The sequence below is a fragment of the Acidobacteriota bacterium genome (assembly GCA_020349885.1).
GTDB lineage: Bacteria > Acidobacteriota.
Map to the genome: position 1 here is coordinate 39,920 of CP070701.1, position 13,613 is coordinate 53,532.

Here is a 13,613-nt window from a genome sequence, read left to right on the forward strand (position 1 = left end):
CGTTGACGCGCCATGTTCCGCGATTTCTCGACGTTCCGTTACCGCGACGAAGTGCTCCTCGGTGCGGTGCTCTTCGGGTTCCTGGTGCTTCTTTCGACCCAGGTAACCACCCCGGAAGGCACCTCCCTTTTTAAGCGGATCGCGTACCAAGCCGCGGCGCCGTTTCTGCGGGCAAGCGACGCCGTCTACCACGGCGCCCGGCGGCTCGCGCACGACTACGCAGCGTTTCGGAGCGTCGTGCGCGAGAACGAGCGCCTCCACGAGCGCCTTCGGGAGTTCGAAGCGCAGCAGTTGAAGTGGGAATTCACCCTCCACGACAACGAAGCGCTTCGCGCCTTGGTGGGCTATAGAGAGGCGTCGCCCCTGGCCACGATGGCGGCGCGGGTGGTGGCGCGCGACGTGCGCGACCCGCACCAAATGCTCGTCCTGAACTGCGGGCGGCGCGACCGCCTCGAGAAGGACATGGCCGTTATCGCCCCCCAGGGCGTGGTGGGGCGCATTGCGGCGCTCTCCCTCTGGAGCGCGCAGGTGCAGCTTATTACGGACTCGCGGAGCGCCCTTGCGGGAATTCATCTTCCTTCGGGAGACCAGGTGCTCGTGACGGGACAGGGGGAGCTGCTTCTGCGCATGCAGTATTTTTCGGGCGAGGCCCGCGTGGCGCCGCAGGATGCAGTCGTCACGTCGGGGCTGGAAGGGATCTACCCGGCGGGGCTTCACATCGGGCGCGTCGAGCGCGTGTTCGATGAGGACGGGAAACGGATTGCGCGGATTCGCCCGGCCGCGCCCCTTCAGAAAACCATGAACCTGCTGGTGGTTTTGGAGCGCCCGCAAGATGTCTTATAGGCTGCCGCTTTTCGCTGTGTTTCTTGCCTGCTCCGTGGTCCAGGTCGCGTTCTCGCGGCTGCGCTTCTATGAAGTCGATATGCTCATGATTTTTCTGGTCTACGCCGGCCTGACGCGCGGCGCCCCCAAGGCCATCTTCTCCGCGGCGGCGGCGGGGCTCGTGGAGGACACGCTTTCGGGGGGATTCTTCGGATTCTACGGGTTTTCCAAGACGGTGGTAGGCTACCTCACCAACATCGCGGGACGCTACATGGTCGCCGACGCGCCGGCCGTGCAGGGAGCCGCGCTCACCCTGGGCGTGTGCGTCGAGGCGGTCGTGCTCCACGCGCTCGGGGCGCTTTTTGGCCGCGGTGAGCCTCCCGCCGTGCAGGAAACGCTTCTCCGTGCGGTTGGAACGCTTGTGGTGGGGCTCCTCGCTCTCCGGGGAATCCAGCGCGCGGAGCGCGCCCGGGAACGTCGGAGGTACGGCCGATGAAGTGGCATGAGCAGCCCGCCGTGGAGCGCCGCCTGCTCTGGTTGCGCGTGACCACGGGAGGAGTTCTCTTCTTGCTCTTCCTGGGATTTTGGCATGCGCAGGTCATAAAGTTTCGGGAATTCTCCGAGATGGCGCTCACGAACAGCCTGCGCGCGCTCGATCTGCCCGCGCCGCGCGGCCTCCTGCGGGACCGCCGAGGAGAGGTGCTTGCGGATACGGCGCCCATCTTTCATCTCCTCCTCGACCGCGAGCGCTCCGCCAGTCCCGCAACGACGCTTGAGCGGGTGTCGGCCATTCTGGACATTTCGGAAAGTGTGCTCCGGGAGCGCCTGCGGCGCTACGACGCCGTGCCGTCGTTCCGTCCCGTCCCCATCGCGGAGAACATCTCCTTTGCGCAGATGGCCCACTTCGCGGCGCGAGCGGCGGAATTTCCCGACCTCGCCATTCAGGCCGTGGACGCGCGCCGCTATCCCCGCGGGCCGCTCATGGCCCACACGCTGGGACACGTGGGCGAAATCACGCGCCGCCAGCTTGACGATCGCGGCGCCTTTCCCGACGCCCAGCAGGGCGACATCGTGGGACAGATGGGCGTCGAAGCCCTGTCCGACGCCTTGCTGCGCGGCCGTCGGGGAACGAGCCGCGTCATCGTGGACAGCGTGGGACGCGAGGTGCGCATGCTCGGCAAGACGTTGCCGGAGCCGGGGAACGAGCTGCAGCTCACGCTGGACGCGCACCTCGCTCAAGTGCTCCAGGAGGCGTTCGGCGAGCACCATGGGGCCGCCGTTGCCCTGAACCCCCAGACGGGCGCCGTGCTTGCCCTGTTGAGTTTCCCATCGTTCGACCCGAACGATTTCGCCCTTCGATTTTCCGAAGAGGCATGGCGCGCGCTTTCCGAAAATCCCCTGCGCCCCCTCCACAACCGCGCCATCGCCGGCCTTTATGCGCCCGGCTCCACCTTCAAGATTGTAAACGCGACCGCCGCGCTGGAGGCGGACGTCGTCTCGCCCAGGCGCACCTTTTCCTGCAGGGGCGGCGCCTATTTCTACCGCCAGCTGTTCGAGTGCTGGAAGCTTGAGGGGCACGGCGCCCTCGACATGCACCGCGCCATGGTGCATTCCTGCAACGTTTATTTTTACCACCTCGGCAAGAAGGTGGGAATCGAGGCGCTCGCGGAGTGTGCTTCCCGCCTGGGCCTTGCAGGCAAGGCGGGCCTCGCCCTTCCGGGGGAGAAGCCGGGAATTATTCCCTCTCCGGACTGGAAGCGGAAAAATCTCGGCGAGGACTGGTACGACGGGGAAACCATCTCCGTCGCCATCGGGCAGGGGCCCATCGCGGTTTCGCCCCTCGCGCAGGCGGTCATGGTCTCCGCCGTCGCAAACGGCGGCTTCCTCGTGACCCCTTACCTTGTCGAGGAGGTGCGTTCACCCTCGGGGAAGCGGCTGGAAAAAAGTGCGCCGCCCCGGCGCCTACGGGCTCTCGACGAGGAGGTCGCGGAGCGCCTGCGCCGCATGCTCTGGGGCGTCGTGAACGAAGGCGGCACCGGCTGGCGGGCGCGCATCGAGGGCCTCGACGTGTGCGGCAAGACGGGTACCGCCCAGGTCGTGGCAAAGAGGCACCTTTCCGGAGAGGAAGAAGAGGAAGCGCTTAAAACGCATTCGTGGTTCCTCGGTTTCGCGCCGCTTGAACACCCGGAGGTCGCCCTCGCCGTCTTGGTCGAGCACGGCGGCTTCGGGGGAGAAACGGCCGCCCCCATCGCCAAGCGGTTTTTCGAAGCCTACCGCGCAGGACGCGGCCCCGGCTACGCTTCGACGGAACGAGACCGTCCTGACGAGGAGAGCCATGCCGGAGCGTAGCCTGGGCCGTCTGCTTGGGGAGTTCGACTTTGCGCTCGCTGGCGCCGCCTTCTGCTTGGTCGGCGCGGGCCTATTGACGCTGGCCCGCCTCTCGGAGGCCGCCGACACGCCCTACTTCCTGCGCCAGATCGCGTGGACGGGAATCGGGCTCGGCATCCTGCTCGTCGCTGTATCGGTGGACTATCTTTTCCTGGCCCGCTTCGCACGGTTTTTTTACGCGGTGTCGCTTGGGAGCCTCGTGTACCTTCTCCTTTTCGGCAAGGTGCTCTCTGGGGCGAAGCGCTGGCTGGCGCTCGGGCCCCTGTCGTTGCAGCCCGCGGAGGCCGCAAAGCTCGCCGCGATTCTCATGGCCTCGGTCTACCTGACCGAGCGCGAGGAGGAGCGGCGATTCACGTGGAAGAAGTTCCTGACGTTGAGCGCCATCTTCGGCGTGCCTTCGGTGTTCACGGCGCTTCAGCCCGACCTGGGCTCCGCCCTGAGCTTCGTGCCCGTCTACGCCGCATTTCTCTTCGTCGCCGGCGCGGACTGGCGGTGGTTTCTGGGGCTGGCCCTCTCGCTCGCCCTGGTCACCCCGGTCGCCTGGCTCGTGGTGCTCAAGGACTACCAGAAGGCGCGCGTCGTCGCGTTCGTCAATCCCCAGCACGACCCCCAGGGCAGCGGTTACCAGCTCCTTCAGTCGAAGATCGCCGTGGGCTCCGGGGGGCTCGCGGGGCAGGAGCGCGGCAGGATGACGCTCAGCAGCCTGCGCTTCATCCCGGCCCAGCACACGGACTTCATCTTCGCCGCCTACGCGGAGGCGCGGGGCCTCCTCGGCGTGAGCGCCGTGCTTGCGGCGTACGGGTTCATCCTCTTCCGCATCCTGCGAATCTCCCAGATGGCCAAGGACTCTCTCGGGTTCTTCGTCTCGACCGGCGTCTTCGCGCTGGTCGCGTTCCAGGCGGTGCTCAACATAGGAATGGTCATCGGATTCTTTCCCATCACGGGATTGCCGCTTCCGTGGTTCAGCTACGGCGGCTCGGCGATGGCGATGTTCATGGCCGCGCTGGGGCTCGTGCTGAACGTCAGGATGCGCCGCTTCGTGAATTGAACCTTCTTTCATGCGCGCTTCCCGGCCCCGATTTGACTCTCCCGCCTAAATGCCGCTAAAATAAGGAATTAATCCAATCCAGCACATCACCATGAGCCGAAGGAAATCCCCATGCGGCGCGTAGCGTCGTTAGCGCTTCACTCGTTTGAGCACCTCGGAGGCTGGGGCGAGCTCATCGCCCAGTCGTTCCACCAGTTGTTTCGGCGCCCGTTTGAAAGCTCTCTCCTTATGCGCCAGATGGAGCACCTGGGGGTGGATTCCCTTTCGATCACCACCCTGACGGCGCTTTTTACGGGCATGGTGCTCGCGCTTCAGACGTCCGTCGCGCTCGACCGCTTCGGCGTGAAGGCCTATATCGGCGAGATTGTGGCCATCGCCCTCGTGCGCGAGCTCGGCCCCGTGCTCACGGCGCTCATGGTGGGGGGGCGCGTCGGGGCGGGCATCACGGCGGAGCTCGGCTCGATGGCCGTGACCGAGCAGATCGACGCGCTGCGGGCGATGGGGGCGAGCCCCTTCAAGAAGCTCGCCGTCCCCCGCATCCTGGCGCTCGTCTTGATGCTTCCCATACTGACGGTGCTCGCCGACACGATCGGAATTCTGGGCGGGCTCTTCATCGCCGTGTTCGAGCTGAACCTCACGGCGCACTTCTACATAACGCGCGTCCTCGAGTCCCTGTCCTTCGGGGACATCATGAGCGGCCTCGGGAAAACGTTCTTCTTCGGCCTCTTCATCGCCTCCATCGGCTGCTACAACGGCATCAACGCCTCGGGCGGCGCCGACGGCGTCGGGCGCGCCACGACGCACACCGTTGTTGCCGCCTCTATCACAATCCTCATCTCGGACTTCTTTCTGACGAAGCTCTTCTTAATCTTTTCGCCATGACGCCGTTTCTCGAATACCGCGACCTGCACAAGTCGTTCGGCACGAACCGCGTGCTCGACGGCCTGAACCTGGAAATCCGCAAGGGCGAGACGATGGTCGTCCTGGGCGCAAGCGGCACGGGCAAAAGCGTCCTCCTCAAGCACACCATCGGCCTTCTGAAGCCCGACCGGGGCGAGGTGCGGGTCGAGGGCACTGACATCGTCCCCTTCTCGGAAAGCGAGCTCCAGGCGGTGCGCGAAAAAATCGCGATCGTGTTTCAGGCGGGCGCGCTCTTCGACTCGCTCACGGTCTACGAGAACGTAGCCTACCCGCTGCACGAGCATCGGGATCTGCCCGAGGAGGCGGTGCGCGCCCGCGTGCGCGACACGCTGGGGCTCGTCGGGCTCTACGGCGTCGAGGAAAAAATGCCCGTCGACCTTTCGGGCGGCATGCGGAAGCGCGTCGCCCTGGCGCGCGCCATCGTGCTCGAGCCCGAGGCCATCCTGTACGACGAGCCCACGACGGGCCTGGACCCTATCATCGCTAACAAGATCAACGACCTCATCATGAGCATGCAGAAAGTGCTGCGGGTGACGAGCATCGTCGTAACGCACGACCTGGTGAGCGCCTTCAAGGTGGGCGACCGGATCGCGCTCATCCACGAGGGGCGCATCGCCTTCGTGGGAACGCGCGACGAGGTGCGGCGCGCGGCGGATCCGACGCTCCTCGAGTTCACAACGGGCGGCGAGCGAGGTGGAGGCTATGAGCGAATCATCCAGCACGCGGGTTAAGGTCGGCGCTCTCATCGCCGTGGCGCTGGCCATTTTCGCCTTCGCCGTCGTGTCGGTGGGAACGCGCCAGAAGCTCTTTACGCGCTCCGTGACGTACACCGTGCACTTCCGCACCGTGGCGGGCCTTCAGGACGGGTCGCCCGTGAAGCTCCACGGCGTGCGCATCGGAACGGTCAAGTCGGTGTCGCTGACGCCCGATCCCATCGAGCAGCGCATCGACGTCGTGCTCTCCATCGAGCGGCGCTACGCGCAGCACATCCGCACCGACACCGTCGCGCAGATTAAAACCATCGGCCTCCTCGGCGACAAGTACGTGTTCCTCTCCTCGGAGCGTGACCCCGGGGCGGAGCCCATCGAGCCGGGCGGTGCGATTCGCGTCGTAGAGCTCGTGGACTACGACGTGCTCGTCCGCCAGAGCGAGGATATTCTCACGAACGCCGCCATCATCACGTCCTCGCTCCGGCAGCTTCTTCTGGGACTCGAGCGCGGTGAGACGCTCGCAGGAAAACTCTTCAGCGACCCCGACTTCGGCCACGACCTGGTCGATTCGATGACCCGGACGGTCAAACACTGGGAAGGAATTTCCTCCGGCGTGCACGAGGGGCGCGGCCTCGCCGGCCGCTTCCTGACCGACGAGGCCTACGCCGAGCGAATCACGGGCGAGCTCGAAACGTCCATCGCGCGCCTGGAGCGCATCCTCGCAACCACCGAGGAGGGCAAAAACCTTGCAGGGAAGTTGCTCGTCGAATCGCCCGAAAGCGAGGAGCTCTTCGACAACCTCGTGGTTTTCTCGAAAGGGCTTCGGGAAGTGGGCGAGGCCTTCGAGAAGCACGAGGGCTTCCTGCCTTCGCTCATCGAGGGCTCCACGGAGGGGCGCGAGATGGCCGCGAACTTCCACGCGACGCTCCACAGCCTTGCCTCCATCCTGGACAAGCTCGACCGCGGCGAAGGCAGCGCCGGCGCCTTCCTGAACGAGCCCGCACTCTATCAGGCCATGGAGGACATCGTGGGTGCGGTGTCAAAGAGCGGCCCGACGAAGTGGTTTATACGCAAGAAGCGCCGCAAGGGCGAGCGCCAGCGATTGAAGGAAGAGCGCATTGAAGCCGCGGCGGAGGAGGAATCTTCTTCCGAAGGGAAGAAACGCCCGTCCTCCGACTCGCCGGCGGACTCACTGTCCAGCCCGACTGGGGAGACGTCGGACGAGCCCGACTTGCCGGACGAGCCCGACTTGCCGGACGAGACCCTCTCCGAAGAACAGGAGGCCGGGCTCCTCCACGGCGGGGAAAAACGTTCCGCGCTGGCGCCCCAAGGCCGGACGCTTCCCGCGCCGCACGACGAGGTCGTGGTGACCGCAAAGCGTCCGCGCGACCCCTTCGCCGAGCCGCCGCCCCCCCTGAAGAATCCTTCCTAAGCGCGGCGGCATGGAATTTCCCCGCGCGCTTGCACGAGAGGCCAAGCGGCGCAGGCTGCGCCTCGGCGAGCGCGAACGCGAAGCGTTCGAGACCCTCTATCTTCTTCTCACGCGCTGGAACGCGCGCATCAACCTGACGGGCCTCAAAACGCCCGCCGCCATCGCGCGCGTCCTGTTTGTCGAGTCGCTCCTCGCGGAGCAGATGGGTTTCGCGCTGGCGGGCCCGCTCCTCGACGTAGGCTCCGGAGCGGGCTTTCCGGGGCTCCCGCTCGCCGTGCGCCACCCCGCGCTGCGGGTGACGCTCCTCGAAGCGCGCGCCAAGCGGGCCGCGTTTCTGCGGGAGGCCGTCGCGCGTCTTTCCCTGACGAACGCGAGCGTCGTTGAGGGCCGTCTCGAAGAAGCCGCGGTCCAGGACCGCTTCGGGTCGCGCTACCGTTTTTTCGCGCTCCGCGCCGTGGGCGAGCTCGCGCCTTTTCTTCCCCGGCTCAAGGCGCTTGCGGGGAAGGAGCCCGTCGTGCTCGCTTACCTGAAAGCGCAGCGGCTGGCGTCCTGCGTCCGCGAGGGCCGCGTCGCCGTGATAAAGAGGAAGGCGCTTTCGTCGCCCGCGTCCGTGCTTGCGGCGCTGCGTTTCCTCTGATTGCTGCGTCCCTTTCCGCTTCTCGCCGGGGGAAGAGAGGCGGCCGCGTTTGCGGGAGAATGAGTTAAAAGAAAAAGGCGCAGTGTTTACTGCGCCCTTTTCAGTTTTTTGCCAAAGGCAGCTTAGCGCCTTTTCCTTTTCTTAGTTGCCTTCTTCTTAGTTGCCTTTCTCTTTGTCGCCTTCTTCTTTGTCTTCTTCTTGGCGGCGCTTTTCTTGGTGCGCTTTCGTGTTGCGCGCCCTTTCGTTGCCTTCTTCTTTTTGCTCCCGCCCTTTTTCGCTCGCTTTTTCATTTGCATTCACCCCCTTTCGTTTTTTGTTAGGGCCTTTCAGAATAACACTCTTTTTGAAAAAGTCAAGTCTTTTTGTAAAAAATTAATTTTTTTCTTCCGGCACCGCGTCAAAAAACCATAGGAGTATATAACCTATGTATAAACATCATATTTCCCTGGAAGAAGGTTCAGGTCTTTGTGGTTTTTACGACGCCCGCGGCCATCTTGGCCACCGTCACGATGCCGACGCGCTGCCAGTCCCGCTCTCCCGCGTAGACGATGTGCAGCGTGTAGCGCAGCTCGGGCGATGCGTCCTGAATCATTTTGATCCATTTGAGGAAAAGCAGAATGCCGGCGGAATTGAGATACTCGAGTTTCGTGAAATCCAGGCGCACCTCGGAAAAGCCATGCTCCATGGCCTGCTGGTGCACCTGAGTCATGTAGGAGAACAGGATGTCGGAAGGATCCGGCATGCTGATTTCGCCGACGAATTCGAGCTCGGCGCCTCCCTCGATTTCCTTGGCGTGAATCTGAATGTCTTCCTGGCTGAAGTTCGAAACGGAAAATTTGCTCACGGCTTTATCCTCCTATAGTTCAAAGCGGTGCATCATAGCACAACCCGCTGCGTCGGCGCTACCTCCCGAGTCGAGTCATCCGGGCTCTTGCCGTAGGGAGTACCGTCTTGAAGTCGGGAATGGAGCGTTCTCGGTTTCGTCGAAACGCGTCGCGGGCTTGCTCGCCAGCCTGCCCCTCCGGGGCCCGCGGAAAAGTTGCCTGCTTTTCGCGTTTCCTTTATCATGCATCGTCCCGACTGATGACGGGGGGCAATTCTTATTATGCTTCGAGTCTCGGTTCTCGCCAGCGGAAGCAGAGGCAACGCCACGTGGGTGGAGGCGCCCGACGGGGCGGCGCTCCTTATTGACGCCGGCCTCGGCCCGCGGGTGCTCGAGCATCGCATCAAGGCCATCGGCCGCCGTCCCGACTCGGTGGCGGGCATCCTCGTCACGCACGAGCATTCCGACCACATCGCCGGCCTGGAGCGGTTCGCCGCGAAACACCGCGTTCCCGTTTACGCCTCCAAGAAGCTTCTGCAGCGCAGCAGGACCCTTCAGTACGTCCAGGCGCGCGTGCCGCTTACGGCGGGGAAGGCGGTCGACGTCTGCGGAATCCGCGCGACGCCCATTCCCGTGCCGCACGACGCCATCGACCCCTTCGCGTTCCGCATCGAGGCGGCGGGCGTGCGCTTGGGCTACGTGACGGACATCGGGATGCCCACGCCCACGGCCGTGGAGGAGCTTTCCCGCTGCCACGCCCTTGTCGTCGAGTTCAACCACGACCGCGACATGCTCGAGAACGGCCCCTACGACCCCTGGCTCAAGGAGCGCATACGCGGCCGCCGCGGTCACCTTTCCAACGACCAAGGGGCGCACCTTCTCTCGTCGATTCTCCACAAGGGCTGCCGCGACGTGTTCCTCGCGCACCTGAGCGAGCAGAACAACGAGGCCTCGCGGGCACTTGAGGCGGCTGACTGGGCGTGCGAGAAGCGCGGCTTTGCGCCGACGGTCCGCGTCGCGAGGCAGGAAGAGCCTTCCGAGCTTGTGCCCGTCCGCGACGGAAGGAGAAGTAAGTGAGCGCCGACTTTGCGGAGCTCTGGCGGTCTCCGTACCTTCAGGCGCTCGTCCTGGTTCTCTTCGCCTGGCCTGCGGCTCGCCTCTTCGACTTCGTCCTGATCCGCTGGGTCGCCCGGTTAGCTCGGAAAACCAAGAGCGAGCTCGACGACGCCATCCTGGCCGTCATGCACAGGCCCGTGATGCTCATCGTCGTCCTCCTGGTCGTGCGCGCGGCCGTGCTTCGCCTGGGCGACAGGATTCACCCCGTGGCCGTCCAGTACCTCGAGGGGGGCATCTACGTAATCGGCGTCGTCGTGGGCGTCATGCTCGCCCACGGCCTTCTCCGTGCGGTGCTCGACTGGTACGCGGCCGAGCTGGCCCGCCGCACGCAGTCGAAGGTGGACGACAAGTTCCTGCCGCTTCTCTACAAGATCGGGCGCATCTTCGTGGCGCTCACCGGCGCGATGGTGGTTCTGCAGCATTTCCACTTCAACATCGCCTCCCTGGTCGTGTCGCTCGGCGTGGGCTCGCTCGCGGTGGGCCTGGCGGCGCAGGACACGATAGCGAACATCATCGCCGGCTTCCTGATAATGCTCGACAAGCCCTTCCGCATCGGCGACCGCATCGAGTTCTCCGACGGCACCGTCGGGGACGTCGTGGACATCGGGCTCCGCTCGACCAAGATCAAGAATTTCGACCACAACGTCATCATCGTTCCCAACAAGGACCTCGTCAACGAGCGTCTCGTCAACTACGGCTACCCCGATTTCGTCCAGACCGTCCGCCTGCGGGTGGGCGTCGCCTACGGGAGCGACGTGGCCAAGGTGAAGCGGCTGCTCCTTGAGTGCGCGAGGCAGGTGGAAAGCATCGACAAGGAGGATGAGCCGGTGGTGCGCTTCATCGAGTTCGGCGACTCGTCGCTCAACTTCCTGCTTCTCGGCAAGGTGAGGAACTACCGGGACCGCTTCGCCGCCGTGGACGCCCTGCACACGCTCGTGGACAAGCGCTTCGCCGAGGAAGGCATCGAGATCCCGTTCCCGCACCGCACGGTGTTGCACCGCGTCGAGGACGCGGAGCTGGAGAAGCTGCGGAAGTCGGATGTGAAGCTGCCTTCCTGAGGATTCCTCTCACGCCGTGACCCCCGCCGTCGTTCTCATCTCCGGTGGCATGGACTCGGCCGTGGCGGCCGCCGCGGCGAAACGCGAAGGTTTTTCCCTTTACGCCCTAACGCTCCGCTACGGTCAGCGCCATGCGGCGGAGCTGCGTGCGGCGCGCCGCGTTGCGAAGGCCCTCGGCGTCCGCGAGCACCTCGTGCTTCCCGTAAATTTGAGGGCCTTCGGCGGCTCTGCTCTGACTGGAAATATCGCCGTCCCCGGGCGGAGGAAAAGCACGCGCGGCATTCCCGCCACCTACGTTCCCGCGCGCAACACGGTCTTCCTGTCGCTCGCGCTCACCTACGCCGAGACGCGCAAGGCGTTCGACATCTTCATCGGCGCGAACGTCGTCGACTACAGCGGCTACCCCGACTGCCGCCCCGCGTACCTTCGCTCCTTCGAGCGCACGGCGAACCTCGCCACCAAGGCGGGCGTCGAGGGCAGGGGAAAATTCCGCATCCGCGCGCCGCTTCTGAGGAAGAGCAAGGCGCAAATCGTGCGCCTGGGGCTCCGCCTGGGCGTGGATTTTTCGCTGACGCGCTCCTGCTACGACCCCGCGCCTCGCGGCGCCGCCTGCGGCGCGTGCGACGCCTGCCGCCTTCGCTTGAAGGGGTTCCGCGAGGCGGGCGTCGAGGATCCCGTCCGCTACGCGAAGTAACGCTCCTCCGCGCGTCTCGCCCCGTCCCGCTGGTGCGGTGTTTTATTCTGCCTTGACAAAACCCGACGCCTGCGTCGGGATCGGGCAAATTCAGAACGAACTTGCGAGAACGGGGGGGCACATCGGCAATTCGCCCATTTGACTTTTTCTCTCCGGCCATGCTAACCTGTTTCCGCAAAGAGGGGGATCGTTCGTGGGACGACCCTCTGCGACAAGCGAAAAGAAAACATCCATGGATGTAAGGAGCGTGGCAATACCGTGAATACGAGACGCCTAATTCGCCCCAATTTAACGCAGGCCAGGGAGGAGCCGCCGCCCCCGCCCCGCCCGCCGGCGCAGACACAAGGCGGCAGAGGAGGGAGCGCGTCCTTTTCCCGTTCCCAAGGCCATCAAGGGCAGCAGCAGCGGCACCACCAGAGCAGCCGCCCGCGGCGCCTGCCCTTTGACCTGACCTTCGCCGAGAGCTTTTACTACCTCAAGCAGATGAAGAGCCGCACCCTCATGGCGGTGCAGTTGCTTGACGGCGAGACCCTCTACGGCGTCATCGAGTGGTACGACCGCGACGCCATCAAGCTGGTGCGCGACGGGCAGCCGAACCTGGTTGTGCCCAAGCGCAACATCAAGTACCTCTACAAAAGCGAGGACGGCGCCGGTGCGGAGGTGCAGGATGAGGCGGAGCACACCGGGGAGGCGGAGCACACCGACGAGGAGGCACCCGAGCCACCCAAGAAGCAGCGGCGCACGCGGCGTGCCAAACAACCCCGGGAGGCGCAGTAGGCCCGTCCTCCGCAGTAGCTCTGCTACGGAGGGTGGACCGGCCGCTCTCAAGCGCTTGCCCCGACAAAGTCGGGGCTTGCCCTCCCCCGACGGAAAAGCCGGGGGTCGGAGCCGGCCCGTGCTGGCGCTGAGCATGGGCGAGCCCGCGGGCATCGGGCCCGAGCTTTTGTTGCGTGTGGCCGCCCGCTCCGACGTTTGCAGGCGCGCCAAGCTCATTTTGGTCGGCAACCGCGCGGTCTTTGCCCGGTACGCGCGAAGGCTCAAATTGCCGCTCCCCCGCACGCTCCATCCGACGGGCAAAAATTTCGCTTTTCGTCCGGGGGCGCCTTCCCTCGCAACGGGCCGCGAGGCGATCCATGCCCTCAACGCCGCCGCAGCCCTCGTGCTCGGCGGGCAGGCCGACGCGCTGGTTACGGCTCCCATGGCGAAAGCCGCGTTCCGCCGCTCGAAGCATCGCACCAGCGGCCATACGGACTATCTCACGCACCGGACGGGAACGCGGCGCACCATGATGATTTTCGTGAAGCGGCACGGCCCGGCGGTGGCGCTCCATACGGTGCACCTGCCGCTTCGGGAAGCCCTTCGGCAGGTTACGAAGCGCCGCCTCGTGCAGAACCTTCTTTTTCTCGCCAGGGAATATCCGCGCCTTTTCGGGCGCGTGCCGCGCATCGCCGTGGCGGGCCTTAATCCCCACGCCGGCGAGGACGGGCTATTGGGGGCCGAGGAGGAGCGCACCGTTGCGCCGGCCGTCCGAGAAGCCTGCGCCCGCGGCGTCCGCGCGGAAGGGCCCTTTGCGCCCGACACGATTTTCCTTCAGGCGAAAGCCCGAAACTTCGACGTGGTTTTCGCCTTGTACCACGACCAGGGACTTATCGCCTCCAAGGCCCAGGGGCTTTTCCGTTATGTGAACCTCACGCTCGGTCTCCCCTTCGTGCGCACGTCGCCCGACCACGGCGTTGCCTGCGAGCTGGCCGGCACGGGACGTGCGGACGACCGGGGCATGCGTGAGGCCGTGCTGCTTGCGGCCCGGATCGCCCAGAGGAGGGTATCTCGGCCCGAACGCAATTGACAACGTCGGCGGTGCGCGGATAGAGTGGTATATAGGCGGCGTAGCCAAGTGGTAAGGCAAGGGTCTGCAAAACCCTCATTCGCCGGTTCGAGTCCGGCCGCCGCCTCTCTCCTCCCCT

General features: G+C 65.0%; 15 protein-coding genes and 1 tRNA gene. 14 read left to right on the top strand and 2 right to left on the bottom strand.

Going from position 1 to position 13,613, the window contains the following annotated elements; translation table 11 throughout:
- Positions 1-12: 12 nt before the first annotated feature.
- From JSV08_00220 to rsmG, 8 genes are all read left to right on the top strand, one after another.
- The gene (locus tag JSV08_00220; GenBank protein ID UCF80887.1) at positions 13-843 is read left to right on the top strand and encodes a rod shape-determining protein MreC; all 831 of its coding nucleotides are present in this window, start codon (positions 13-15) and stop codon (positions 841-843) included.
- On the top strand, positions 833-1,318 hold the full coding sequence (mreD, locus tag JSV08_00225; GenBank protein UCF80888.1) for a rod shape-determining protein MreD: 486 nt from the start codon (positions 833-835) through the stop codon (positions 1,316-1,318). Before JSV08_00220 ends, mreD begins: the two co-directional genes overlap by 11 nt.
- A complete protein-coding gene (mrdA, locus tag JSV08_00230; protein UCF80889.1) occupies positions 1,315-3,171 on the top strand; it encodes a penicillin-binding protein 2 in 1,857 nt (618 codons plus the stop codon). Before mreD ends, mrdA begins: the two co-directional genes overlap by 4 nt.
- Positions 3,158-4,258 (top strand): rod shape-determining protein RodA, encoded by a 1,101-nt coding sequence (gene rodA, locus JSV08_00235; protein UCF80890.1) that lies wholly within the window; start codon positions 3,158-3,160, stop codon positions 4,256-4,258. Before mrdA ends, rodA begins: the two co-directional genes overlap by 14 nt.
- A 111-nt stretch (positions 4,259-4,369) precedes the next feature.
- A complete protein-coding gene (locus JSV08_00240; protein UCF80891.1) occupies positions 4,370-5,140 on the top strand; it encodes an ABC transporter permease in 771 nt (256 codons plus the stop codon).
- Positions 5,137-5,910 carry an ABC transporter ATP-binding protein gene (locus tag JSV08_00245; GenBank protein ID UCF80892.1) on the top strand — a complete coding sequence of 258 codons (774 nt, stop codon included), beginning with the start codon at positions 5,137-5,139 and terminating at the stop codon, positions 5,908-5,910. Before JSV08_00240 ends, JSV08_00245 begins: the two co-directional genes overlap by 4 nt.
- Positions 5,882-7,321, top strand: coding sequence for an MCE family protein (locus JSV08_00250; GenBank protein ID UCF80893.1), 1,440 nt, complete (start codon positions 5,882-5,884; stop codon positions 7,319-7,321). The genes JSV08_00245 and JSV08_00250 overlap by 29 nt, the downstream gene beginning before the upstream one ends.
- A gap of 10 nt (positions 7,322-7,331) precedes the next feature.
- On the top strand, positions 7,332-7,958 hold the full coding sequence (gene rsmG / locus JSV08_00255; GenBank protein ID UCF80894.1) for a 16S rRNA (guanine(527)-N(7))-methyltransferase RsmG: 627 nt from the start codon (positions 7,332-7,334) through the stop codon (positions 7,956-7,958).
- Positions 7,959-8,114: 156 nt separating this feature from the next.
- Here rsmG and JSV08_00260 read toward each other — a convergent pair whose 3' ends face one another.
- Positions 8,115-8,258, bottom strand: a complete 144-nt coding sequence (locus JSV08_00260) for a hypothetical protein (GenBank protein ID UCF80895.1) — start codon at positions 8,256-8,258, stop codon at positions 8,115-8,117.
- A gap of 157 nt (positions 8,259-8,415) precedes the next feature.
- Entirely contained in the window at positions 8,416-8,802 is a 387-nt protein-coding gene (locus JSV08_00265) for a hypothetical protein (GenBank protein UCF80896.1), read from the bottom strand.
- 261 nt (positions 8,803-9,063) lie between these two features.
- On the opposite strand from JSV08_00265, the gene JSV08_00270 reads away from it, so the two are divergent.
- The 6 genes from JSV08_00270 to JSV08_00295 all read left to right on the top strand — a co-directional run bounded on the left by JSV08_00270 (position 9,064) and on the right by JSV08_00295 (position 13,601).
- Positions 9,064-9,858: an MBL fold metallo-hydrolase gene (locus JSV08_00270; protein ID UCF80897.1), complete on the top strand. Its 795-nt coding sequence runs from the start codon at positions 9,064-9,066 to the stop codon at positions 9,856-9,858.
- Positions 9,855-10,955 (top strand): mechanosensitive ion channel, encoded by a 1,101-nt coding sequence (locus JSV08_00275; protein UCF80898.1) that lies wholly within the window; start codon positions 9,855-9,857, stop codon positions 10,953-10,955. The genes JSV08_00270 and JSV08_00275 overlap by 4 nt, the downstream gene beginning before the upstream one ends.
- A gap of 16 nt (positions 10,956-10,971) precedes the next feature.
- Positions 10,972-11,649, top strand: coding sequence for a 7-cyano-7-deazaguanine synthase QueC (gene queC, locus JSV08_00280; GenBank protein UCF80899.1), 678 nt, complete (start codon positions 10,972-10,974; stop codon positions 11,647-11,649).
- Positions 11,650-11,907: 258 nt separating this feature from the next.
- Complete coding sequence (locus JSV08_00285) at positions 11,908-12,426, top strand: hypothetical protein (protein ID UCF80900.1); 519 nt, start codon at positions 11,908-11,910, stop codon at positions 12,424-12,426.
- Between the two features lie 118 nt (positions 12,427-12,544).
- Positions 12,545-13,495, top strand: coding sequence for a 4-hydroxythreonine-4-phosphate dehydrogenase PdxA (pdxA, locus tag JSV08_00290; protein UCF80901.1), 951 nt, complete (start codon positions 12,545-12,547; stop codon positions 13,493-13,495).
- Positions 13,496-13,529: 34 nt separating this feature from the next.
- Positions 13,530-13,601: transfer RNA gene (locus JSV08_00295), tRNA-Cys, on the top strand.
- Positions 13,602-13,613 lie beyond the last annotated feature (12 nt).